This is a genomic window from Calidifontimicrobium sp. SYSU G02091, assembly GCF_022631395.1.
Classification (GTDB): Bacteria; Pseudomonadota; Gammaproteobacteria; order Burkholderiales; family Burkholderiaceae_C; genus Calidifontimicrobium; species Calidifontimicrobium sediminis.
Genome location: NZ_JALBGB010000031.1, coordinates 16,895 through 38,991, shown reverse-complemented (window position 1 = coordinate 38,991; position 22,097 = coordinate 16,895). Strand labels below are relative to the sequence as shown.

At 71.9% G+C, this 22,097-nt stretch carries 21 protein-coding genes and 1 tRNA gene; 10 read left to right on the top strand and 12 right to left on the bottom strand.

The features are described from left to right. Positions 1-83 precede the first annotated feature (83 nt). Together MOJ79_RS15770 and MOJ79_RS15765 are read left to right on the top strand one after the other, a co-directional pair. Complete coding sequence (locus MOJ79_RS15770; protein WP_241925015.1) at positions 84-1,259, top strand: alpha/beta hydrolase family protein; 1,176 nt, start codon at positions 84-86, stop codon at positions 1,257-1,259. Between the two features lie 19 nt (positions 1,260-1,278). Continuing rightward, positions 1,279-2,184 carry an isocitrate lyase/PEP mutase family protein gene (locus MOJ79_RS15765; protein WP_241925014.1) on the top strand — a complete coding sequence of 302 codons (906 nt, stop codon included), beginning with the start codon at positions 1,279-1,281 and terminating at the stop codon, positions 2,182-2,184. On the opposite strand, the gene MOJ79_RS15760 is transcribed toward MOJ79_RS15765, so the two are convergent. From MOJ79_RS15760 to MOJ79_RS15750, 3 genes are read right to left on the bottom strand one after another with little or no spacing between them, the layout of a single operon-like run. Continuing rightward, positions 2,139-2,648 carry a bacteriohemerythrin gene (locus tag MOJ79_RS15760; RefSeq protein WP_336606333.1) on the bottom strand — a complete coding sequence of 170 codons (510 nt, stop codon included), beginning with the start codon at positions 2,646-2,648 and terminating at the stop codon, positions 2,139-2,141. The two genes, MOJ79_RS15765 and MOJ79_RS15760, sit on opposite strands and share 46 nt — an antisense overlap. Further along, positions 2,645-3,394 (bottom strand): sulfite exporter TauE/SafE family protein, encoded by a 750-nt coding sequence (locus MOJ79_RS15755; RefSeq protein WP_241925013.1) that lies wholly within the window; start codon positions 3,392-3,394, stop codon positions 2,645-2,647. The genes MOJ79_RS15760 and MOJ79_RS15755 overlap by 4 nt, the downstream gene beginning before the upstream one ends. A gap of 43 nt (positions 3,395-3,437) precedes the next feature. Continuing rightward, on the bottom strand, positions 3,438-4,409 hold the full coding sequence (locus MOJ79_RS15750) for a Bug family tripartite tricarboxylate transporter substrate binding protein (RefSeq protein WP_241925012.1): 972 nt from the start codon (positions 4,407-4,409) through the stop codon (positions 3,438-3,440). A gap of 132 nt (positions 4,410-4,541) precedes the next feature. Between MOJ79_RS15750 and MOJ79_RS15745 the strand changes: the two genes are divergently transcribed. Genes MOJ79_RS15745 through MOJ79_RS15735 form a run of 3 tightly spaced genes read left to right on the top strand, consistent with a single transcriptional unit; the run spans position 4,542 to position 7,283 of the window. Continuing rightward, complete coding sequence (locus tag MOJ79_RS15745) at positions 4,542-5,510, top strand: PDR/VanB family oxidoreductase (protein ID WP_241925011.1); 969 nt, start codon at positions 4,542-4,544, stop codon at positions 5,508-5,510. Beyond that, positions 5,507-6,721 carry a Gfo/Idh/MocA family protein gene (locus MOJ79_RS15740; RefSeq protein ID WP_336606332.1) on the top strand — a complete coding sequence of 405 codons (1,215 nt, stop codon included), beginning with the start codon at positions 5,507-5,509 and terminating at the stop codon, positions 6,719-6,721. The genes MOJ79_RS15745 and MOJ79_RS15740 overlap by 4 nt, the downstream gene beginning before the upstream one ends. A 58-nt stretch (positions 6,722-6,779) precedes the next feature. Further along, positions 6,780-7,283, top strand: coding sequence for a MarR family winged helix-turn-helix transcriptional regulator (locus MOJ79_RS15735; protein WP_241925010.1), 504 nt, complete (start codon positions 6,780-6,782; stop codon positions 7,281-7,283). A 26-nt stretch (positions 7,284-7,309) separates the two neighbouring features. Here the strand turns inward: MOJ79_RS15735 and MOJ79_RS15730 are convergent, their stop codons facing one another. Together MOJ79_RS15730 and MOJ79_RS15725 are read right to left on the bottom strand one after the other, a co-directional pair. Next, entirely contained in the window at positions 7,310-8,299 is a 990-nt protein-coding gene (locus MOJ79_RS15730; protein WP_241925009.1) for a phosphate/phosphite/phosphonate ABC transporter substrate-binding protein, read from the bottom strand. Beyond that, the gene (locus tag MOJ79_RS15725) at positions 8,296-9,633 is read right to left on the bottom strand and encodes a Rieske 2Fe-2S domain-containing protein (RefSeq protein WP_241925008.1); all 1,338 of its coding nucleotides are present in this window, start codon (positions 9,631-9,633) and stop codon (positions 8,296-8,298) included. Before MOJ79_RS15725 ends, MOJ79_RS15730 begins: the two co-directional genes overlap by 4 nt. A 283-nt stretch (positions 9,634-9,916) precedes the next feature. Here MOJ79_RS15725 and paaZ point away from each other — a divergent pair, with 283 nt between their 5' ends. From paaZ to MOJ79_RS15705, 4 genes are all read left to right on the top strand, one after another. Further along, a complete protein-coding gene (gene paaZ, locus MOJ79_RS15720; RefSeq protein WP_241925007.1) occupies positions 9,917-11,980 on the top strand; it encodes a phenylacetic acid degradation bifunctional protein PaaZ in 2,064 nt (687 codons plus the stop codon). A gap of 113 nt (positions 11,981-12,093) precedes the next feature. Beyond that, entirely contained in the window at positions 12,094-12,498 is a 405-nt protein-coding gene (locus MOJ79_RS15715) for a YkvA family protein (RefSeq protein WP_241925006.1), read from the top strand. Next, positions 12,495-13,265, top strand: coding sequence for a thermonuclease family protein (locus tag MOJ79_RS15710; RefSeq protein WP_241925005.1), 771 nt, complete (start codon positions 12,495-12,497; stop codon positions 13,263-13,265). Before MOJ79_RS15715 ends, MOJ79_RS15710 begins: the two co-directional genes overlap by 4 nt. Positions 13,266-13,479: 214 nt before the next feature. Then, positions 13,480-13,986, top strand: coding sequence for a hypothetical protein (locus MOJ79_RS15705; protein ID WP_241925004.1), 507 nt, complete (start codon positions 13,480-13,482; stop codon positions 13,984-13,986). Between the two features lie 25 nt (positions 13,987-14,011). Here the strand turns inward: MOJ79_RS15705 and MOJ79_RS15700 are convergent, their stop codons facing one another. The 6 genes from MOJ79_RS15700 to MOJ79_RS15675 form a co-directional block, all read right to left on the bottom strand. Continuing rightward, positions 14,012-14,863, bottom strand: coding sequence for a gamma-glutamyl-gamma-aminobutyrate hydrolase family protein (locus tag MOJ79_RS15700; protein ID WP_241925003.1), 852 nt, complete (start codon positions 14,861-14,863; stop codon positions 14,012-14,014). Between the two features lie 40 nt (positions 14,864-14,903). After that, complete coding sequence (gene rocF, locus MOJ79_RS15695; protein WP_241925002.1) at positions 14,904-15,827, bottom strand: arginase; 924 nt, start codon at positions 15,825-15,827, stop codon at positions 14,904-14,906. Between the two features lie 4 nt (positions 15,828-15,831). Next, a complete protein-coding gene (locus MOJ79_RS15690) occupies positions 15,832-16,737 on the bottom strand; it encodes an LOG family protein (protein ID WP_119354347.1) in 906 nt (301 codons plus the stop codon). Positions 16,738-16,766: 29 nt separating this feature from the next. Next, positions 16,767-17,522, bottom strand: a complete 756-nt coding sequence (locus tag MOJ79_RS15685) for a HesA/MoeB/ThiF family protein (protein WP_241925001.1) — start codon at positions 17,520-17,522, stop codon at positions 16,767-16,769. 82 nt (positions 17,523-17,604) lie between these two features. Continuing rightward, a complete protein-coding gene (locus MOJ79_RS15680; protein ID WP_119354349.1) occupies positions 17,605-19,041 on the bottom strand; it encodes a S41 family peptidase in 1,437 nt (478 codons plus the stop codon). A gap of 184 nt (positions 19,042-19,225) precedes the next feature. Then, positions 19,226-20,320, bottom strand: a complete 1,095-nt coding sequence (locus tag MOJ79_RS15675; RefSeq protein WP_241925000.1) for an ABC transporter ATP-binding protein — start codon at positions 20,318-20,320, stop codon at positions 19,226-19,228. A 73-nt stretch (positions 20,321-20,393) separates the two neighbouring features. Here MOJ79_RS15675 and MOJ79_RS15670 point away from each other — a divergent pair, with 73 nt between their 5' ends. Then, positions 20,394-22,016 carry an ABC transporter permease gene (locus tag MOJ79_RS15670; protein ID WP_241924999.1) on the top strand — a complete coding sequence of 541 codons (1,623 nt, stop codon included), beginning with the start codon at positions 20,394-20,396 and terminating at the stop codon, positions 22,014-22,016. A gap of 3 nt (positions 22,017-22,019) precedes the next feature. Here MOJ79_RS15670 and MOJ79_RS15665 read toward each other — a convergent pair. After that, a tRNA-Arg gene (locus MOJ79_RS15665) sits at positions 22,020-22,094 on the bottom strand. Positions 22,095-22,097 lie beyond the last annotated feature (3 nt).

Here is a 22,097-nt window from a genome sequence, read left to right as displayed (position 1 = left end):
CGGTACGTCGCAAGCGCCGACCGACCGCCATCGTGGATAACCCTGCATCACCTCACTTCGCAAGCTGAAGGGAGGGTAGTCCAGTGAGCGCAGCAGCGACCGTCGAGGTGCAGCCCGAGTGGGTGCACCTGCAGTACCGGCAGGCGCAGGCCTTCCGCGAGGTCTACGGCTTCGCCGGCCAGCAGGGCGTCGTGCACCTGGAAGGGGTGCGCTACGTGCCCCGCGGCCGGCCGTCGCGCACGCTGCTGATCTACATGCACCCGGCAAGCACGCTGCAGCTGCTGCCGATGCCGCGCGCGATGGCGCAGCGCGGCTTCCACGTGCTGTGCGCCGGCAGCCGCTACGCGCGCAACGACAGCGCGCTGATCATGGAGAACGTCGTCGTCGACCTCGGCGCCTATGTGCGCCACGCGAAGGAGGTCTGGGGCTACGAGAAGGTCGTGCTCGTGGGCTGGTCGGGCGGCGGGTCGCTGGCGCTGTTCTACCAGTCGCAGGCCGAGCGCCCGAGCGTGACGCACACGCCGGCGGGCGACCCGTGCTCGATCGTCGAGGCCGGGCTGCTGCCGGCCGACGGCTTCATCCTGCAGGCCGCGCACGTCTCGCGCGCCGAGGTCCTGGCCGACTGGATCGACCCCAGCGTGCTCGACGAGAACGACCCCGACCGGCGCGACCCCGAGCTCGACCTCTACCATCCGGACCGCAAGCCGCCGTACGACGACGCCTTCATCGCGCGCTTCCGTGCCGCGCAGCGCGAGCGCATCCGCCGCCGTACCGACTGGGTGCGCGACGTGCTCGACACGCTGCGGCGCCGCGACGGGCTCGAGAAGGAACGCGGCTTCGTCACGCACCGCACGATGGCCGAGCCGCGCTTCCTCGACGCGCGGCTCGACCCCAACGACCGCCCGATCGGCACCTGCTTCCTCGGCGATCCCGAGACGGTCAACAGCGGCCCGGTCGGGCTGGCGCGCTTCTCGACGCTGCGTGCGTGGCTGTCGCAGTGGTCGCCGCTGACGAACGCACACGGCGAGCGCTGCGCCAGGGACATCTCGGTGCCGCTGCTCGCGATCGAGCACAGCGCCGACGACGCCGTGCCGCAGCCGCACACGCAGCGCGTGTTCGACGCCGCGGGCAGCCGCGACAAGACGATGACCGTGCTGCGCGGCGCGACGCACTACTTCGTCGGCCAGCCCGAGCTGCTCGCGCAGGCCGTCGACCTGTGCGCAGGCTGGATGGCCGAGCGCGGCCTGGCCGAGCCGTGAGGCACGCCGCCGCAGGGCGATGAGCGCCGAACGCCGCCGCCGCTTCGCCGAACGCATCCGCCACGGTGGCGGCCTCGTCGTCGCGCCGGGCGTCTACGACGGTGTCTCGGCACGCCTGGCCGAGCGCTGCGGGTTCGAGGCGCTGTACATGACGGGCTACGGCACCGTCGCGTCGCACCTCGGCCTGCCCGACGCGGGGCTCGCGACCTACACCGATATGGTCTCGCGCGTGGCGCAAATCGCGGCACTGACGACGACGCCGCTGGTGGCCGACGGCGACACCGGCTACGGCGGTCTGCTCAACGTGCGGCACACGGTGCGCGGCTACGAGGCCGCCGGCGCCGCGGCCATCCAGATCGAGGACCAGGAGTTCCCGAAAAAGTGCGGCCACATGCTGGGCCGGCGCGTCGTGCCCACCGAGGACATGGTGGCCAAGATCCGCGTCGCGGTCGACGCGCGCCGAGACCCCGACTTCCTCGTCATCGCGCGCACCGACGCGCGCACGACGCTCGGCCTCGACGAGGCGCTGCGCCGCGCCGAGGCCTACGCGCGCGCCGGCGCCGACCTGCTGTTCGTCGAGTCGCCCGAGTCGATCGACGAGATGCAGCGCATCGGCCGCACGCTCGGCGTGCCGCTGGTCGCGAACATGGTCGACGGTGGGCGCACGCCGGTGTTGCCGGCAGCGACGCTGCAGGCGCTGGGCTACCGGCTCGCGATCTTTCCCGTCACCGGGCTGCTCGCCGCCGCGGCGGCGCTCGACGCGGTGTACCGCGGGCTCAAGGCGCACGGCTCGACCGACGGTCTCGCGACACCGCTGTACCCGTTCAAGGACTTCGGCACGCTGATGGGCTTCGACGACGTCGCCGCGTTCGACCGCGCCTACCGCGGGATCGAGGGCGGCTTCGACGACGGCGCGGGCGGCTGACCGCCGGCGCCGAGCGAGCGCCGGAACACGAGCGGCTTGCCGCCATGGCGGCGCTTGCACATCCAGTGCGCCAGCGCGGCGTCCATCACGTCGGCGTGGCCGGGGAACCAGCGCGCGAGCTCGTCGGCGAGCCGGCGGCACGTCGCGGTGTCGCCGCGCGAGAGCAGCACCTCGACCTGCGCGACCGACGCGAGCACCGCAGCGTGCTCGCCGACGTGGCACTCGCGCGCCGGGAAGCCGGTGGCGGTCATCCACTCGTCTTCCTGCGCGAAGTGCGACTGCAGGTGCGCCCTGACGGCGGCCAGCCGCGCGGGCAGCTCGGCGTCGGGCGCCGCCTGCAGCGCCGCGACGACGTCGACGAACTCGGCGTGGCAGCGGTCCATCGGCGCGAAGCCGAGCAGCAGCGCGTCGCTCCAGCGCAGTGGCGCCTCGGTGGCTCCGGCGGGCAGGGGGGCGGTCGTCACTTCAGGAGCAGCAGCACGGCCAGCAGTGTCAGGAACGCGAGCAGGATACGGCGAAACAGCGTCTCGTCGAGGTGGCGGCGCACCGCGCGGCCGAGCCACAGGCCGGCGGCCATCGGCGCGAGGGCCAGCGTCGACAGCGGCAGTTCGGGCGCGCCGATGCGCCCGTGCAGCGCCATCGTGCCATACAGCGGCAGCGCGCCAGCGAGGTAGATCACGCTGATGCTGCCGACGAACTCGTCGCGCTTGAGCCGCAGTGCGACGAGGTAGGTGATGACGACCGGCCCCATCAGGGCCGACACGCCGCCGAGCAGCCCCGACAGCAGCCCCACGCCGATGCCGACGGCGCGTTCGCGCGCGGGATCGACGTGCAGCGTCGGACGCAGCGCCATCAGCACGACGGCCAGCAGCACCGCGAGCGCGACCAGGTTCGCCAGCTGCGCCGGCGCCAGTGCGAGTGTCAGCCGCACCGTGACGGCGGTGGCGACGAACTGCGCGGCGATCAGCGCGCCGAAGCGGCGCAGCGTGTGCACGGGTCGTGCGCCCTCGGCCGCCTGTAGCAGGTTCGACAGCAGCACCGGGATCGCCAGCAGCGCGATGGCCTGCACGGTGGGGATGCCGAGCGACAGCAGCGGCATCGCCACCAGCGGCAGCCCGACGCCGAGCGCGCCCTTGACGCTGCCGCCGGCGACGAACGCCAGCGCGAACAGCAGCCACGGGAAGGCGGCCGGGAGCAGGTCGGCCGTCAACGGGGGCGACCGTCGATCCGGCGTCGCAGGCGTGGCGCCGGCCTCACTCGGCCTTCAGGTCGGCGACCTTGGCCGCGCGTGCCATGCGCTCGTTCTCGCCGGCGATCACGCGGCCGTACTCGGCCGGGCCGGCACCGACCGGCTCGATGACGGCCGTCTCGAAGGTCTTGACCAGCTCCGGGTCCTTGACCACCTCGGCGATCTCGCGCGCGATGCGATCGATCGCCGGCTGCGGTGTGCCGGCTGCGGCCATCACGCCGATGACGACCGCGAAGTCGAAGCCCGGCACCGTCTCGGCGATCGCCGGCACGTCGGGCGCCTGCGGCGAGCGCCGGGGCGCGTTGCTGGCCAGCAGTCGCACCTGGTTGGCCTTCACGAAGCCCAGCATCGACGGCAGCGCCGCGACCGAGAAGTCGACCTGGCCGCCGACCAGCGCCGGCGTCGACTGGCCCGAGCCGCGGAACGGGATGTGGCGGATCTTCAGGTCCAGTGCGGCTTTCAGCGCCTCCATCGTCAGATGGTGCGTGCTGCCGATGCCCGACGAGCCGTAGGTGAACTCGTCGGGCTTGGACTTCACGAGCGCGACGAACTCGGCGAAGTTGCTGACGCCGGTCTTCGGGTGCGCGACGACGTACAGCGGCGAGCGCGCGATCAGCGACACCGGCAGGATGTCCCGGCCGACCTGATAAGGCACCGACTTGTTGACCAGCGGCGTGATCGACAGCATCGAGCCGTCGGAGACGATGAACGAGTGGCCGTCGGACGGCGTGCTCTGCATCAGCGCCTGGTACGCGACGACGCCGTTGCCGCCGGGCTTGTTGTCGACGACGACCTCGTGGCCGAGGCGCGCGGTGAGCCGGTGCGCGACCGCGCGCGCGACCGTGTCGGGCAGTCCACCGGGCGCGTACGGCACGATGAACTTCACCTGCTTGGTCGGGTAGGTGGTCTGCGCCGTGACGAGCCAGGGCGTGGTGGCCAGCGCGAGCACGATGAGGGCGAGAAATCGGCGGTGCATCGGTGTCTCCTCTTGGGGTGGGGCGGGTGCGCTTGCTTTTTATTAGAGACCTAAGACAATCATCTTTCCGGCCGCACCGAGACCTGTCAACGCGGCAAACCCTTGGCGCGAAGGTGCGCCGCTTGCCCAGCGATGTCCACGCCTTCACAGATGCTGCGACTCGTCGTCGCGCGTGCCGAACCCGCGGCGCGCGGCATCCGCCGCTTCGAGTTGCGCGACCCGCACGGCGGTGAACTGCCGCCGTTCACCGCTGGTGCGCACATCGCCGTGCGTACGCCGTGCGGCGCGATGCGCCAGTACTCGCTCGCCAACGATCCGGCCGAGCGCGACCGGTACGTCATCGCCGTCAAGCGCGAGGACGCGGGGCGGGGCGGCTCGCGCAGCCTCGTCGACGGCGTGCAAGCCGGCGACCGGCTCGACATCGGCGCACCCGAGAACCGCTTCGCGCTCGATGCGCGCGCGCGCAGCGTGTTGCTGATTGCCGGCGGCATCGGTATCACGCCGATGATGGCGATGCTGGCCGAGCTCGCGGCCGACGGCACGAGGCCGTTCCAGCTGGTCTACCTGACGCGCGACGCCGAGGGCACAGCCTTCCTCGACGAGCTGCGCCGGCCCGAGTGGGCGCCGAACGTCGTCGTCCACCACGACGGTGGCGACCCGGCGCGCGCGTTCGACCTGTGGCCGCTGCTCGAGAAACCGGGCAGCGCGAGCGGCCGCCACGTCTACTGCTGCGGTCCGAAGGGGTTGATGGACGCCGTGCGCGTCATGACCGGTCACTGGCCGGCCAGCGCGGTGCATTTCGAGAGTTTCGCGGCGGACACCGCAGCGCACGCCGACGACGTGCCGTTCGAGGTCGTGCTCGCGAGAAGCGGTCTTGCGCTGGAGGTGCCCGTGGGTCGCTCGATCCTCGAAGTCGCCCGCGCGCACGGCGTGAGCGTGCCCAGCTCGTGCGAGAGCGGTACCTGCGGTTCTTGCAAGACGCGTCTGCTCGCAGGCGAGGCCGACCACCGCGACCTCGTGCTGCTCGACGGCGAGAAGGCCGATCACGTCATGGTGTGCGTCTCCCGCGCGAAGGGCGCGCGGCTGGTGGTGGACCTGTGACGGCGCCCGCCGCGTCGGCGCAGCCGCTGCGGCTGGGCGTGCTCGGGCTCGGCCGCGCGTTCACGCTGATGGTGCCCACGTTCGAGCGCGACGCGCGCGTGCGACTCGTCGCCGCGTTCGACCCGCGCGAGGGTGCGCGCACCGCGTTCGCGGCTGCATTCGGCGGCGTCGCGCACGACAGCGCCGCCGCGGTGTGCGCCGATCCGCGGGTCGAGTGGGTCTACGTCGCGACGCCGCACGAGCTGCACGCCGAGCACGTGCAATTGGCTGCGGCGCACGGCAAGCACGTGATGGTCGAGAAGCCGATGGCGCTCACATTGGCCGACTGCGACGCGATGATCGGCGCCTGCGAGCGTGCCGGCGTGCACCTCGTCGTCGGCCACAGCCACAGTCACGACGCGCCGGTACGGCTGGCGCGGGCGCTGATCGACGCCGGGCGTATCGGCACGGTGCGCATGGTGCACGCGATGCAGTACACCGATTTCCTGTATCGGCCGCGCCGTCCCGAGGAGCTCGACACCGCGCGCGGGGGTGGTGTCGTTCACAGCCAGGCTGCGCACCAGATCGACGTCGTGCGCCTGCTCGCCGGCGGACTCGTTCGCAGCGTGCGCGCGGTGTGCGGGCGCTGGGATCCGGCGCGGCCGACCGAGGGTGCGTACACCGCGCTGCTGACGTTCGAGGGGGGCGCGTTCGCCAGCGTCACGTACAACGGCTATGGCTTCTACGACACCGACGCGCTGATGGACGGCATCGGCGAACTCGGTCAGCTGAAGGCGCCCGACACCCATGCCCGCACGCGCGCCCGTCTGGCTGCAGCGGGCGACGAGGCGCAGGAGGCCGCGATGAAGGCCGAGCGCAACTTCGGCGGCCGTCTGTACCCGGGAACACCGTCGCAGTCGCCGCCGGCATGGCAGCACTTCGGACCGGTCGTCGTCAGTGGCGAGCGCGGTGACCTGCGGCTGACGCCCACCGGCGTGCAGCTGTTCGATGTGGCGGGTCCGGGCTTCGTCGCCGCCCCGCCGCCGCGGGTGCCGCGCAGCGAGGTGATCGACGAGCTGTGGGCCGTGGCGCGCGAAGGCCGGCGTGCACGCCACGACGGGCGCTGGTCGCGCGCGACGGTCGAGGTGTGCCTGGCGCTGCTCGAGAGCGACCGCCTCGGCCGCGAACTGACGATGCGGCTGCAGGTGCCTTTGCCGGATGCCGCCGCATGAATGCACCGTGCCGTCTTGCGGTGACCGGTGTCGGGTGTGCAGCGCGCAGGGGCAAGCGGTGACCCAGCGTCGCGACACACGCAGGCTGCTGCACCACTGGCGCGAGGCCGTGCCCAACGACCGGCTGGCGCACCTGATTCGCGACGTCGCGCGCGCGCAGATGCGTGCGCTGCAGCAGCGTCTGTCGCGTCACGGCGTTTCCTTCGGCCACTGGACGTTCCTGCGCATCCTCTGGATCCACGACGGGCTGACACAGCGCGAGCTCAGCGAACTGGCCGGCGTGATGGAGCCCACGGCGTTCAGTGCGCTGAAGGCGATGGAGGCGCAGGGGCTGGTCGAGCGCCGCCGTCTGCCGGGCAACCGCAAGAACGTCCACGTGTTCCTGACCGCAGCCGGTCGTGCGCTCGAGCAACGGCTCGTCCCGCTGGCCGAGGAGGTCAACCGTGTCAGCGTCGAGGGCATCTCTGCCAAGACGGTGGCCAGCGTTCGCCGCTGTCTGCTGGCGATGATCGAGAATCTGGCGGCCGACGAGGCGGCTCAGGACAGCGACGGCAAAGCCTAGGAGCTGCGTTGGCGCCCGGCCGACGTTCAGATCGCGTAGGTCTCGTACGTCGACGGGTGGAACATCTCGTCGACCGACAGGCGCCGCACCGAGAGTCCTTGCGCGTGGTGGTGACGCAGGAACGTGTCGAGCGTCGTGCGGTTGGCCGGCACGCCGTACGACCAGAAATCCTCGCCCAGCGTCTCGCGCGCGGCCTTGAGCTGTTCCTCGACGAACGGCAGCGTGACCTTGGTGGCCGACGTGTCGCTCAGCGCCTCGAGCGCCAGCGCCTTCGCCTGCGAGAAGGCCTTGAATATTGCGACCGGCAGCCACGGGTGTCGGGCCGCCAGCGTCTTGCGCACGCCCACGACGTGCATGATCGGAAAGATGCCGGTGCGCCGGTAGTAGTCCTTCGCTGCGGCGGTGGGGTCGTCGAACAGCCAGCCGACGTTCGGGTTGGCCAGTGCGCTCGCGCTCGGCGGGCGCGGTGCGATGAAGCCGTCGATCTCGCCGCGGTCGAGCATCTCGGAGATCGTCACGCCGGCCGGCGCGTTCTCGATCGACACGCCCGGGGACAGCGCGAGCGGGATCTTCTCGGGCCGCCCCGGCGTCTCGATGCCGCCGCGCACCCAGCGCACGTCCTGTGGCGCCACGCCGTGGTCGTCGTGCAGGATCGCCCGCGCCCAGACGTTGGCGCTGAGCTGGTACTCGGGCAGGCCGACGCGCCGGCCCTTGAGATCCTCGGGCCGTTTGACGCGGTCCTTGCGCACGTAGATCGCGGTGTGCCGGAATGCGCGCGACAGGAACACCGGCACGGCGATGTAGGGGCAGTCGCCGCGCGCCGTCGCGACCGCGTAGCTCGACAGCGAGAGCTCCGAAACGTCGAAGTCCTGCGTGCGCATCGCGCGGAAGAACATCTCCTCCGGGACCAGCGTCATGTAGACCGGGTCGACGCCGTCGATCTGCACACGCCCGTCGAGCAGTGCGCGCGTGCGGTCGTAGTCGCCCATCGCGACCGAGAGCGTGAGCCTGCTCATCGCGCACCGCCGCCCGCGGTCCCCACCGAATACGATGGCTCGAGCTGCGGCCGCTCGACGCCGTCGGCCCAGACATAGGTGGTCTCGAACGCACGCCAGTCGGTCGTCTTCGGCACGATGGCCTGGAACGCGCACACGTCGCGCGGGATCGCCCGTTCGCCGGTGCCGATCGCCGGCGCGCCGGCGTCGAATGCGCGCACCGCGTCGAGCATCTGGCGGCGGAACTCGACGATCGCGAGGTCGCTCGCGCCGAGGCGCTCGTGCGTGCGGTCGGCGATCGGGCCCATCGAGACCCACATCGCGACGTCCTGGTTCGGGAAGCCGCTGATGCCGGTGAAGTTGCCCGCCTTCATCGCCTGGCGGTCCTGCCAGAAGCGGTTGTCCTCGTTGCGCAGCGGACGGTACCGGGCGTCGAGGTCGACGCCCACAGTCTGGTGCAGGAACTTGCGCCAGGTCTCGGTCTCCGGGGTCTGCGCCGGGTGGCCCCAGGCGATGAAGTAGAACGCCGTGTGCGTGTCGTCGGCCGGCACGTTGACGTTGGCGACGTTGTACAGGTTGTTCGGCGGGATCAGCACCGTCGACGGCGCAACGAACACCGTCGAGCGCACGTAGTCGTGCGTGGCAGCGTTCTGGATCGGCCGGCGGATCGCGGCGTAGCGGAACCCGTAGGGCGTGGGCTGCACCTGCAGCCGTGGCGCTTTGTCGGTCGACGGTCGCAGCCACAACTGCGAGGTGGCCTTGGCGCCGTCAACGCGCGCGGGCACCATGTCCGACGAGTGCAGGCTCGAGCTGTGCGCCGAGTCGATGGCGCCCTCCAGGATCTGCGCCCAGTTGCACGGCAGCAGCACCTTGGCGATGCTGACGCGCACCTCGGCGGTCGGCGCCCATGGCGGCGGGACAAACTCCGGCACCGCGTCGGCGGGGCCGAACCAGCCCCACACGACGCCGCCCCACTCGCGCACCGGGTAGGCCTTGTGCTTGACCTTGTCGATCAGGCCGCTGGATGCCGGCTCCGACACCATCTCGAGCACGTTGCCGGCGATGTCCATCTTCCAGCCGTGGTACAGGCAGCGCAGCCCGCCTTCCTCGTTGCGCCCGTAGACCAGCGAGGCGCGCCGGTGCGGGCATTTCTCGTCGAGCACGCCGACGCGGCCGTCGCTGTCACGGAACACGACCAGGTCCTCGCCGAGCACGCGCGCCTTGACCGGTGTGCCGTCGGGCTCGCTCACTTCCTCGACGAGGCACACCGGCAGCCAGTGGCGGCGCATCAGCCGGCCCATCGGCGCGTTACCGACGACGCGGCACAGCAGCTCGTTGTCCTCGGCAGTCATCATCCTGCGTCTCCCCGCAGCCGCGGACGCGGCGGCCTTATCCTTAGTGATCTAAGTATAGAGAGGATGCCACTGCTGCACCAGTGTCCTGTCTCGCTGATGCGCGGATTTCACGCCGCGGTGCGGGCGCTCGAGCGGCATGCCCCCCGGCGGTCGCGTTCGCGCCTACAGCCCAGAGGCTACCCTTGCGGCTGATCGCGCCCCGTCACCGTCACGATCGATACTGTCGATGGGGCTGGTGCCTCACCCCCTCGCCACCACACCACGACTGCACGCTGCTTCCATCATGACGACCACCCTGCAAAGCCACATCGCCGGCCGCTGGCTCGGCACCGAACCCGCGCAGGCGCTCAGGAGCGCCATCGACGGCCGCGTCGTCGCGCACACGCATGCCGATGCGATCGACTTCGGCGAGGCCGTCGATCACGCGCGGCGCATCGGCGTGCCATCGCTGCTGGCGCTCGACTTCCAGCAGCGTGCGGCGCGGCTGAAGGCGCTCGCGAAGTTCCTCGCCGAGCGCAAGGAGGCGCTGTACGCGGTGTCGGCGCACACCGGCGCGACGCGCGCCGACGGTTGGATTGACATCGAGGGCGGCATCGGCACGCTGTTCGCGTACGCCGGCATCGGCGGCAACGACCTGCCGTCGGGCAACCTGCTGCACGAAGGGCCGGCGGTACCGCTGGGCAAGGGCGGCGGCTTTGCCGGCACGCACGTGCTGGTGCCGCGCGGCGGCGTCGCGGTGCACGTCAACGCGTTCAACTTTCCGGTCTGGGGGCTGCTCGAGAAGTTCGCGCCGAGCTTCCTCGCCGGCATGCCGTGCATCGGCAAGCCCGCCACCGCAACCAGCTACCTGACCGAGGCGCTGGTGCGGCTGATCGACGAGTCGGGGCTGCTGCCCGAGGGTGCGCTGCAGCTCGTGATCGGCGGCGTCGGCGACCTGTTCGACCGCCTCGACGGGCGTGACGTCGTCACCTTCACCGGCAGCGCCGACACCGCGGCGAAGCTGCGCGTGCACCCGAACCTGGTGCGCCAGAGCGTTCCGTTCAACGCCGAGGCTGACAGCCTGAACTGCGCGATCCTCGCGCCCGACGTGAACCCCGACGACGAAGAGTTCGACCTCTTCGTCAAGGAAGTCGCGCGCGAGATGACGGTCAAGGCGGGGCAGAAGTGCACCGCGATCCGCCGCGCGATCGTGCCGCGGCGCCACCTCGACGCGGTCGCGCAGGCGCTCAAGGCTCGGCTGGCCAAGACGGTGGTCGGCGACCCGGCGGTCGAGGGCGTGAAGATGGGCGCGCTCGCGTCGCACGCGCAGGTGGCCGACGTCGCCGCGAAGGTCGCGCGGCTGCGCGAGGCCGCCGAGGTGGTCTACGACGGCGGGCCGGGCTTCGCACCGCTCGGCGAGGGCACGGCCCACGGCGCGTTCTTCGCGCCGACGCTGCTCGCGTGCGCGAAGCCGTTCGACGCCGCCGTCGTGCACGAGGTCGAAGCGTTCGGGCCGGTGAGCACGCTGATGCCGTACGACGCCGACTCGTCCGGGATCGACGAGGCGCTCGCGCTCGCCGCGAAGGGGCAGGGCAGCCTGGTCGGCACGCTCGTCACGCGCGATCCGGCGATCGCCGCGAAGGCGGTGCCGGTGGCCGCGGCGCTGCACGGGCGCTGGCTCGTGCTCGACCGCGAGGCGGCGAAGGAGTCGACCGGCCACGGCTCGCCGCTGCCGCCGCTCAAGCACGGCGGGCCGGGGCGCGCCGGCGGCGGCGAGGAGCTCGGTGGCGTGCGCGCCGTCAAGCACTACCTGCAGCGCTGCGCGGTGCAGGGCTCGCCCACGATGCTCGCCGCCGTCACCGGCGAGCACGTGCGCGGTGCCAAGGTGCGCGAGGGCGACGTGCACCCGTTCCGCAAGCACTTCGAGGACCTGCGCATCGGCGACTCGCTGCTGACGCACCGGCGCACCGTGACCGAGGCCGACATCGTCGCCTTCGGCGGCATCTCGGGCGACTACTTCTACATGCACTTCGACGAGATCGCCGCGAAGGACAGCCCGTTCGGCAAGCGCATCGCGCACGGCTACTTCGTGCTGTCGGCGGCGGCGGGGCTGTTCGTCTCGCCGGCGCCGGGCCCGGTGCTCGCGAACTACGGCCTGGACACGCTGCGCTTCGTCAAGCCGGTGGGCATCGGCGACACGATCCAGGCGCGGCTGACCTGCAAGCGCAAGACCGATCGCGGCCGCACCGACGCGAAGGGTGTCGGCCAGGGCGTCGTCGCGTGGGACGTCGAGGTGACGAACCAGGCCGGCGAGATCGTGGCCAGCTACGACATCCTGACGCTGGTGGCCAAGCGCGGCGGCAACTGACGGCGTTTCGGCCGTCGTTTCGGCGCCGTCGCAGCGCAGTGCCCCGCTACAGTGGGGCGATGCCTGCGACGGCCCGTGCATCGCGACCGACACCCTCGACCGGGAGCCGACCGATGGAGCGTGCCAAGCCGTGGTGGCGCCGCTTCGAGCGGAGGCGGCTGCCGGTGCTGCTGCTCGCGCCGTGGAAGCTGTGGCGGCACCCGGACACGCCGTGGGCGCCGAAGCTCGTCGCGGTCGTCGTGGTGGCGTATGCGCTCAGCCCGATCGACCTGATCCCCGACTTCATCCCGCTGCTCGGCCAGCTCGACGACGCGCTGCTGCTGCCGCTGGGCATCGCGCTGGCGGTGTGGCTGACGCCCGCCGAACTGTGGCAGGCGCGGCTGCGCGAGGCCGAGGCGCACGCCGAGCGGCTTCCCCGCCTGATGGCCGGCGCGGTGGCCGTCGTCGTCGTGTGGTTGGCGCTGCTCGCGCTGCTGGGCGTCGGGCTGTGGCACCTGTTCGCGAAGGGATCGCCATGAGCGTGTCCATCGGTTCGCTCGCCGCGATGCTGCTGGCGCTGGCCGCCGGCGTGCTCGCGAGCGCCGCGCCGGCGCGCGCGGCCACCGAGATCACCGGCACCGTCGTCCACGTCATCGATGGCGACAGCGTCAGCTTCGTGCCGGCGACAGGCGGCGAGCCGATCGCGGTGCGGCTGCACGGCATCGACGCGCCCGAGATCTGCCAGCCCTGGGGCCCGCAGGCGCGTGACGCCCTCGCCGAGCACGTGCGGGGGCACACGCTGCGCCTCGTCGTGCAGGGCCGCGATGAGCACGGCCGCACGCTGGGCAGGCTGCTGCGCGGCGACCTCGACATTGGTGAGCGGTTGGTGCGCGACGGCCACGCGTGGAGCTACCGCTACAAGCACGACCGCGGCCCCTTCGTCGCGCAGGAGCGCATGGCGCAGGCGCTCAAGCGCGGACTGCACGCTGACGCCAGCGCCTTGATGCCGCGCGAGTTCCGCCGCCGTCACGGGCCGTGCCAGGGCGCGGTCCAAGGGCCAGTCACGCCGGTTACCGCCGGTGCTGCGCCGGCGACCTTGGCGGCGACGGCGCCACGCGCCGCGACCACGACGACGGGCACGGTGCTGTCGCTGCGCAGCGACGCACGCCGCTGCGACGGCCGCACGCAGTGCAGCCAGATGACGTCGTGCGAGGAAGCGACCTGGTTCCTGCGCCATTGCCCGGGCACACAGATGGACGGTGACGGCGACGGCATCCCGTGTGAGCGGCAGTGGTGCGCACGCTGAACGCCCCGGTCCGCGCCCGGCCGGCCGACGCAGCGCCGACGGCCTGACCGCCCCCTCGACGAGGGGGTCGCCGCGCGTGACAAATTACCACCGGTGCCGGTCGCGCCCGGCGCGTCCCGTCGGCTGCGGCCGTGACGGCGTGACAATCGCTTACACCTGCGTGTCGATGGCGCCGCCTGGGGCCATCGAGGGTGACTGGAACCGGGTCCGAGTCATGGCGTTCGCTTTCTTTCGTCGATCCAACGAATCGCGTGCCGCGCGCGAGGCGCGCGAGCGCGCGGCGCAGCGCGCGGCCGCGAGCCGCGATCCCGAGCGTGACCTGAGTGCCAAGCGCGCGCCGTTGCGCCCGCAGGATCTCGCGCTCAGCGAGATCGCGCGCCGCTGGATCGAGTCGCTGCCGCCCGACGAGCGCCCGACGGCGCTCGCGGCGCAGTACCCGCGCATCGCGAACCGGATCGCGCTGTGCTGGGGCGATGCGACGCTGGTGGGCAAGGTGCTCGACGACCTGCTCGTCGACCGGCGCGGCGGCCGCCGCGGCTTTCCTGCCGCGGTGCGCCAGGAGCTGTTGCGGTTGCGCGCGATGGAGGCGCGTCAGCGCGCGCTGGCGCGCATCGAAGGCCTCGAGGTTGACGAGGTCGACAACATGCCGTGGAGCCTGCGCACGCTGGCCATCGGCGACCGCCGCCGCGACACGCTCGGCGGCGGTCTGGGCGACAGCTGAGCGCCGCACGCGCTCGGCGCGTACCTCAGGCGTCGGCCGTCGAGGGCGACGCCGCCCCTGCCCCCACGTGAGCGCGCTTCTTGCACTCGCGCACTGCGTCGAGGAAGTCCGCGAGGATCGGCCGGCCGTCGAGCTGCTCCTCGTGCAGCGTCTCGAGCGCCATGAACTCGGGGTGCCACTGCATCCCGAACACGTAGCTGGGGCCCCGCCAGCGGATCGCCTCGACGAGACCGTCGGGCACCGCGATCGCCTCGGCCACCAGGTTGCGGCCGAGGTCCTTGACGGCCTGGTGGTGGATCGAGTTGATCGCCGCCTGCAGCGTGCCGGGGTACAGCTGCGCGAGTCGCGTGCCCTGCACCAGGTTGACCGCGTGCAGGCGGCGCTCGTACAGCTCGGCGTCGTGGTGCGCGATGGCCTGCGGCAGCTGGGTGGCGATGTCCTGGTACAGCGTGCCGCCGAACGCGACGTTGATCAGCTGGTGGCCGCGGCAGATGCCCAGCACCGGCTTGCCGGCCTCGATGAAGGCCTCGAGCAGCTGCATCTCGTAGCGGTCGCGCACGCGGTCGCCCTGCCAGCGCGGGTCGATCGGCGTCTCGCCGTAGGTCTCGGGCGCGATGTCGTTGCCGCCTTGCAGCACGAGGCCGTCGAGCATGTCGGCGTAGCGGCGCAGGCTGATGTCGCGCCGCTTGACGATGCTGTCGGCGTCCACCGCCGGGATCATCACCGCGAGCACGTGGCGCGACATGATCCAGTGCGCGACCGACTGCTCGAGGTAGTGCAGCGTCTTCGTGAACACGCCGCCGATGTCGAGCACCGGCGCGGCCGGGTAGTAGATGCGTGCGGAGATCCCGATCAGCAGCGGGGTCGTGTCGGACATGGCGTGCGTGGCGGCAGTCGGGGCGGCCCGGGCCAATGTATCAGCCGCGGCGCATCAGCGTGCTCTTGCCGAACAGGCTCTCGATCAGGTCGACCGCCAGCACGGCGGTGCGGTTGCGCACGTCGAGCGCCGGGTTGAGCTCCATCACGTCGAGGCTGGCCAGGCGGCCGGTGTCGGCGATCATCTCCATGCACAGCTGTGCCTCGCGGTACGTCGGCCCGCCGGGCACCGTCGTGCCGACGCCGGGGGCGATCTCGGGGTCGAGGAAGTCGACGTCGAAGCTCACGTGCAGGTGCGTGTTGGCGTCGAGCGTGGCCAGCGCGAGCTCCATCGCGTGGCGCATGCCGTGCTCGTCGATGTAGCGCATGTCGAACACTTCGAGCCCGGCCTCGTGCACGAAGCGCTTCTCGCCGGGGTCGACGCTGCGGATGCCGATCTGGCGGATCTGCCGCGGCAGCAGCGCCGGCGCGGCGCCGGCGATCTCGACGAGCGCGCGCGGGCCGTGCCCGCACAGCACCGCCACCGGCATGCCGTGCAGGTTGCCGCTCGGCGTCAGCACGCTCGTGTTGAAGTCGGCGTGCGCGTCGAGCCACAGCACGCGCAGCTTCTTGCCCGCCTCGCGGCAGTGGCGCGCCACCGCGCCGATGCTGCCGATGGCCAGGCTGTGATCGCCGCCGAGCACGATGGGCATGCGCGCGGCCTGCAGCTCGGCGTGCACGGCGTCGTGAACCGCGTGGCACCACGCGGTGACCTCGTCGAGGTGGCGGTAACCGTCGACGGCGGGCCGCCACGGGTTCGTCGGCCCGGCGAGGTTGCCGCGGTCGACGACGTCGACGCCATGCGCCTCGAGCGCGGCCACGAGGCCCGCCACACGCAGCGCCTCGGGTCCCATGCTCGCGCCGCGCGCACCGGCACCGACGTCGGTCGGCGCACCGATCAGGCTGACGTGGCGCTGCGCGGTCATCCGGTCAGATGTCGACGGCGAACTCGCCGGTGACGGTCGGCGCCGCGTCGAAGCCGTATTCGCCGGCCAGCACCTCCCACGCCTGCTCGGCGGTCTCGACGTAGTGGAACAGGTGCTTGTCCTTCGCGTCGATCATGCCGGTGTCGACGAGGTGGTCGAAGTCGATCAGCCGCTCCCAGAAGTCGCGCCCGAACAGCAGGATCGGGCGGCGGCGGATCTTGCCCGTCTGCTGCAGCGTCATCACCTCGAACAGCTCGTCGAGCGTGCCGAAGCCGCCGGGGAAGCACACCAGCGCGATGCTGCGGATCAGGAAGTGCATCTTGCGCATCGCGAAGTAGTGGAACTGGAAGCACAGCTGCGGCGTGATGTACGGGTTGGGCGCCTGCTCGTGCGGCAGCACGATGTTCAGCCCGATGCTCTTGCCGTCGACGTCGTGCGCGCCGCGGTTGCCGGCTTCCATGATCCCGGGGCCGCCGCCGGTGCACACGTAGATCGGCGTGTCGAGGTCGCGCGAGCGCAGCGTGACGAGCGCGGCGAAGCGGCGCGCCTCGTCGTAGTAGCGGCTCATCGCGAGCGCCTTCTCGGCGCGCGCGACCGCCTGCGCGTCGCCCGCAGCGCGTGCGGCGTCGAGGCGGCGCTGCGCCTCGTCGGGCGGCAGGATGCGCGCGCTGCCGAAGATCACGATCGTCGACGTGATGCCCTGTTCCTTCTGCACCATCTCGGGCTTGAGCAGCTCGAGCTGCATGCGCACCGGGCGCAGTTCCTCGCGCAGCAGGAACTCGGTGTCGGTGAAGGCGAGGCGGTAGGCGCTGTCGGGGCCGGCGTAGCGCTCGGCCGCCGGCACGGCGTGCGCATCCTCCTGCGCGCTGGGGAAGTTGCGGGCGGTCAGTTCGGCGCGCTTGGTGTCCATCGTCGGGGTTCGTTCGGGCGGAAGGCGTGTCAGCGGTTGCGGCCGGCGCACACCGGACACTGCGGCTGGCGGGGCATGCGGATCTCGGTCCACTCCATCGTGCGCGCGTCGAGCATCTGCAGCCGCCCGGCCAGCGAGCGGCCGACGCCGGCGAGCAGCTTCAGCGCCTCGGCGGCCTGCACGCTGCCGACGATGCCCACCAGCGGTGCGAACACGCCCATCGTCGCGCAGCGCACCTCCTCGAACGTCGCGTCGGGCGGGAACACGCATGCATAGCAAGGGCTGGCGGCGTCGCGCACGTCGTAGACCGAGAGCTGGCCGTCGAAGCCGATCGCAGCGCCGGCCACCAGCGGCTTGCGGTGCGCGACACAGGCGGCGTTGACGGCTTGGCGCGTCGCGAAGTTGTCGCTGCAGTCGAGGACGACGTCGGCGTCGCGCACGAGCGCGTCGAGCGCAGCGGCGTCGGCGCGCTGCACGATCGCCGTCACGGCGACGTCGGGGTTGATCGCGGCGATGCTGCGCTTGGCCGACTCGGCCTTGGGCATGCCCACGCGCGCGAGGTCGTGCGCGATCTGGCGCTGCAGGTTGGTCACGTCGACGGTGTCGTGGTCGACGATCGTCAGCCGGCCGACGCCGGCGGTGCCCAGGTACAGCGCCACCGGCGAGCCCAGGCCGCCGGCGCCGATCACGAGCGCATGCGCGTCGAGCAGGCGCTGCTGGCCGTCGACGCCGATCTCGTCGAGCAGGATGTGGCGCGAATAGCGCAGCAGCTGGTCGTCGGTCATGGCAAAGGACGGATGGCGAATGAAATCGGGGCGCCCTCGGCGCCCCTCATTCTTCATGCCAGGCGCGGCAGGCGGTCGTCCATCACTTGCCGCCGGGAGCTTCGGCCTTGCGCTCGGCCATCGTCTTGCTCGTCGTCACCGGCTGGCCCTTGAGGTGGTTGAGCGCCTGGATCAGCGGGAAGTCCTCGGCGCTGCCGAACTCGGGCAGCGGCTTCGGCGCCTCGTTGCCCTTGGCGGCCTGCTCCTCGAGCTTCTTGCGTGCCTCTTCGCGCGCCTTCTCGCGCGCCGGGTCCTTCTCGTCGGCGCCGTTCATCAGGTGGCGCTCGTAGTCGGCCTCGCGCAGGCGCAGCGCCGAGAACACGTTGCCTTCGGGCGTCTCGTCGATCCACAGGTCGGGCACGATGCCCTTGGCCTGGATCGAGCGCCCCGATGGCGTGTAGTAGCGCGCCGTCGTGATCTTCAGCGCCGTGTCGGCCGACAGCGGGCGCACCGTCTGCACCGAGCCCTTGCCGAAGGTCTGCGCGCCCATGATGGTGGCGCGCTTGTGGTCCTGCAGCGCGCCGGCGACGATCTCGCTGGCCGACGCCGAGCCCTCGTTGACGAGCACGACGAGCGGCACCTTCTTGATCGCGTCGGGCAGCCGGCGCAGCGGGTCGCCGGCGGCGCGGCGCACGTAATGTTCCGGCGTCGCGCGGTAGACGGCCTTCGAGTCGGGCACCTGGCCGTTGGTGCTGACGACGACCGCGTCGCGCGGCAGGAACGCCGCCGAGATCGCGATCGCGCCGTCGAGCAGGCCACCGCCGTTGTTGCGCAGGTCGAGCACGAGACCCTTGAGGTTCGGGTCCTGCTTGTACAGCTCCTCGACCTTGCGCACGAAGTCCTCGACCGAGTTGTCCTGGAACTGGCTCAGGCGCACCCAGCCGTAGCCCGGCTCGACCATCTTCGCGCGCACGCTCTGCGTGCGGATCTCGGCGCGCGTGATCGTGACCGGGAACGAGCGGTTCTCGGCCTTGCGGAAGATCGTCAGCACGACCTTGGTGTTGGGCTCGCCGCGCATGCGGCGCACGGCCTGGTCCATCGTCATGCCCTTGACGGGCGCGTCGTCGATGCGCGTGATCAGGTCGCCGCTCTTGATGCCGGCCTTGAACGCCGGCGAGCCCTCGATCGGCGAGACGACCTTGACGAGACCGTCTTCCATGCCGATCTCGATGCCCACGCCGACGAAGCGGCCCGTCGTGCCTTCGCGGAATTCCTTGAAGCTCTTCTTGTCGAAATACTGCGAGTGCGGGTCGAGGCCCGAGACCATGCCCGCGATCGCGTCGGTGATCAGCTTCTTCTCGTCGACCGGCTCGACATAGTCGGTCTTGATCATCCCGAACACGGCGGCGAGCTGCTGCAGCTCCTCGAGCGGCAGCGGTGCGAGCGAGTTGCGCGCGATCGCCTGCACCTGGATCGTGGTCAACGCGCCGGCGAGGGCGCCCACGGCGAGCAATCCGGCGACTTTCAGTTTGGCACCCATGGACGGCGACCTTCAGGCGAGAGTGGACAGCGTGGCCCGGCCCGCTGGCGACGGTACCGTGCCTCTTTCGAGAGGGCTGGGCGCCGATCCAGTATACGGCTGGGCGTGCTTTCGAGTGCCGCCGGGCGCGAAAGTTGCGTGACCGTGTCGGCACCGGGGACGGCGGCGCCCGCGGTCGCGCCGCTCAGGCGGCCGACGACGGCCGCGGCTCGCGTGCAAAGGTGACGACGTGGTCGGCCTCGATGCGGATGCCGATCCACTCGCCGACCTGGTGGTCGTGGTGGCTGGGCACGTGTGCCATCACGCGTTCGCCGCTCTCGAGGCGCAGCGTGTAGAGGAACTCGGCGCCGCGGAAGGCCTTGCGCTCGATGCGTGCCTTGACCGGCGACGCGTCGTCGTGCACGACGTCGTCGGCGCGCAGCAGCACGTCGCACTCGCCGCCGGGGTAGGCGCTGGGCAGCGGGCATTCCTGCATGTCGTGCAGCTCGCCCAGCGGCGTCATGACGCAGTGGCCATGCTCGCACTCGACGATGCGCGCCGGCGCGAACACGCCGTGGCCGATGAAGTCGGCGACGAAGCGCGTGGCGGGGCGGTGGTACAGCGCGTAGGCGTCGTCCCACTGCTCGAGGCGGCCGCGGTGCATCACGCCGATCACGTCGCCGACCGCGAACGCCTCGAGCTGGTCGTGCGTGACGAACAGCGCCGTCGTGCCGGTCGTCTTCAGGATCGCGCGCACGTCGTGCGCGAGCCGCTCGCGCAGGTCGACGTCCAGGCTCGAGAACGGCTCGTCGAGCAGCAGCAGCCGCGGCTGCGGCGCCAGCGCGCGCGCCAGCGCGATGCGCTGCTGCTGCCCGCCCGAGAGCTGGTGCGGCGCGCGCTGCGCCGCGTGCCCGAGGCCGACGAGGTCGAGCAGCCGCTGCACGCGCTCGCGCTGCTCGGTGCGCGGCAGGTGGCGGATGCCGAAGGCGACGTTGTCGGCCACGCTCAGGTGCGGGAACAGCGCGTAGTCCTGGAACACCATGCCGATGCGCCGCGCCTCGGGCGCGACGTGCACGCCCGCCGCCGCGTCGGCCACCGTCTCGTCGCCGATCGCGATGCGACCGCCGGCCAGCGGCTCGAGACCGGCCACCGCGCGCAGCAGCGAGGTCTTGCCGCAGCCCGACGGGCCGATCAGCACGCCGAGCTGCCCGGCGGCCAGGCCGAGGCTCACGCCCTCGACGGCCGCGCGTGCCGCCGCGCCGGGGTAGCGCACCGTGATCTGCGACAGCTCGAGGAACATGCGCCTATGATAGCCTCGCGCACGAAATGCGGATTGTTCTTATTCAGTGGCGCGACTTCGCGCCGGGCCGTTCGTGCGCGCATTGCTGACGCTGCTGTGCGCGCTGCTCGCGCTGCCGGTGCTCGGCGTGCTCGGTGCCTGGCTCGCGCTCGACGACGCCGCGTGGCGCACGCTCGCGCACCAGTTCGACACCGTGCTGCCGGGCTACGCGGCGCAGTCGCTGCTGCTTGCGGTGTGCGTGGGCGTCGGCGTCGCGGTGGTCGGGGCGGCCACCGCCGCGGCGGTGACGCTGTTCGACTTTCCCGGCCGGCGCGTCTTCGAGTGGGCGCTGCTGCTGCCGCTGGCGATGCCGGCCTACGTGCTGGCGTATGCCTACACCGACTTCCTGCAGTTCAGCGGTCCGCTGCAGACGGCGCTGCGCGAGCTCACCGGCGCGCGCGGCGCGCTGTGGCCCGACGTGCGCAGCCTGCCCGGCGCCGTCGTGCTGTTCGTGCTGTGCCTGTACCCCTACGTCTACCTGCTGACGCGCACCGCGCTCGGCGAGCGCGGCGTGCAGATGATGGAGGCCGCGCGCCTGCTCGGCGCCGGGCTGCGCCGGCGCGTGCTCGAGGTGGCGCTGCCGCTGGCGCGCCCGGCGATCGCCGCCGGCGTCGCGCTCGCGCTGATGGAGACGCTGGCCGACTACGGCGTCGGCGCGTACTTCGGGCTCACGACGTTCTCGACCGGCATCTACAAGGCATGGCTGGTGATGAACGACCGCATCGCCGCCGCGCAGCTCGCGTCGATGCTGCTCATGCTCGTTGCGCTGCTGCTGTGGGCCGAGCGGCGCGCGCAGGGGCGGCTGCGCTTCGCGACGGCACGGCCCGGCGCCGCGCAGGCCCGCGAGGCGCGGCCGGTCGCGCTGCGCGGCCGTGGCGTGGCGGCGGCGTGGGCGCTGTGCGGGCTGCCGGTGCTGCTGGGCTTCGTGCTGCCGGTGGGCGTGCTCGTGCGCATGCTGTGGCTCGAGGCGGTGCACGCCGAGGTCGGCCTGCCGCTGGCACGCTTCGCGCAGTGGGCGGCGGTGAGCTTCCAGCTCGCGGCCGTCGCCGCCGTCGCGGCGACCTCGCTCGCGCTCGCGCTGGGCTTCGTGCTGCGCACGCAAGGCGCAGGCGGCGGCGTGGGTAGCCGCGCGCTGGGCTTCGGCGCGCGCATCGTTGCGCTCGGTTACGCGGTGCCGGGTGCGGTGATCGCGGTGGGCATCCTGCTGCCGGTGGGCTGGGTGCAGGCGCGCTGGCCGCAGGCGCAGCTGCCCACGCTCGTCACCGGCACGCTGGTCGGGCTGGTCTATGCCTACCTCGTGCGCTTCTCGGCGGTGGCGCTGCAGTCGGTCGAGGCCGGCTACGCGCGCGTGCCGCGCTCGATCGACGACACCGCACGCATGCTCGGCGCGTCGCGCTGGCGGCTGCTGGCCGAACTGCACGCGCCGCTGCTGCGGCGCTCGGCGCTGGCCGCGGCACTGCTGGTGTTCGTCGACGTGATGAAGGAGCTGCCTGCGACGCTGGTGCTGCGCCCGTTCGGCGCCGACACGCTCGCCGTCGTGGCCTACAACTTCGCGCGCGACGAGCGCCTGGGCGAGGCGGCGCTGCCGTCGCTGGCGATCGTCGCGGTCGGGCTGCTGCCGGTGGTGCTGCTGTCGCGCGCGATGCGGCAGCGCTGAGGCTGGTCCCGCCGACAGGAATCGAACCTGTATTTGCCGCTTAGGAGGCGGCCGTTCTATCCATTGAACTACGGCGAGCGG

What these genes read in the sequence shown, in the direction of transcription:
- MOJ79_RS15680 (WP_119354349.1), bottom strand. Translation starts at nt 19,041, where the DNA reads ATGGGTGCCAAACTGAAAGTCGCCGGATTGCTCGCCGTGGGCGCCCTC.
- MOJ79_RS15700 (WP_241925003.1), bottom strand. Translation starts at nt 14,863, where the DNA reads ATGTCCGACACGACCCCGCTGCTGATCGGGATCTCCGCACGCATCTAC.
- MOJ79_RS15690 (WP_119354347.1), bottom strand. Translation starts at nt 16,737, where the DNA reads ATGGACACCAAGCGCGCCGAACTGACCGCCCGCAACTTCCCCAGCGCG.
- MOJ79_RS15745 (WP_241925011.1), top strand. Translation starts at nt 4,542, where the DNA reads ATGTCCACGCCTTCACAGATGCTGCGACTCGTCGTCGCGCGTGCCGAA.
- MOJ79_RS15675 (WP_241925000.1), bottom strand. Translation starts at nt 20,320, where the DNA reads ATGTTCCTCGAGCTGTCGCAGATCACGGTGCGCTACCCCGGCGCGGCG.
- MOJ79_RS15750 (WP_241925012.1), bottom strand. Translation starts at nt 4,409, where the DNA reads ATGCACCGCCGATTTCTCGCCCTCATCGTGCTCGCGCTGGCCACCACG.
- MOJ79_RS15730 (WP_241925009.1), bottom strand. Translation starts at nt 8,299, where the DNA reads ATGAGCAGGCTCACGCTCTCGGTCGCGATGGGCGACTACGACCGCACG.
- rocF (WP_241925002.1), bottom strand. Translation starts at nt 15,827, where the DNA reads ATGACCGCGCAGCGCCACGTCAGCCTGATCGGTGCGCCGACCGACGTC.
- MOJ79_RS15715 (WP_241925006.1), top strand. Translation starts at nt 12,094, where the DNA reads ATGGAGCGTGCCAAGCCGTGGTGGCGCCGCTTCGAGCGGAGGCGGCTG.
- MOJ79_RS15710 (WP_241925005.1), top strand. Translation starts at nt 12,495, where the DNA reads ATGAGCGTGTCCATCGGTTCGCTCGCCGCGATGCTGCTGGCGCTGGCC.
- MOJ79_RS15765 (WP_241925014.1), top strand. Translation starts at nt 1,279, where the DNA reads ATGAGCGCCGAACGCCGCCGCCGCTTCGCCGAACGCATCCGCCACGGT.
- MOJ79_RS15725 (WP_241925008.1), bottom strand. Translation starts at nt 9,633, where the DNA reads ATGATGACTGCCGAGGACAACGAGCTGCTGTGCCGCGTCGTCGGTAAC.
- paaZ (WP_241925007.1), top strand. Translation starts at nt 9,917, where the DNA reads ATGACGACCACCCTGCAAAGCCACATCGCCGGCCGCTGGCTCGGCACC.
- MOJ79_RS15685 (WP_241925001.1), bottom strand. Translation starts at nt 17,522, where the DNA reads ATGACCGACGACCAGCTGCTGCGCTATTCGCGCCACATCCTGCTCGAC.
- MOJ79_RS15705 (WP_241925004.1), top strand. Translation starts at nt 13,480, where the DNA reads ATGGCGTTCGCTTTCTTTCGTCGATCCAACGAATCGCGTGCCGCGCGC.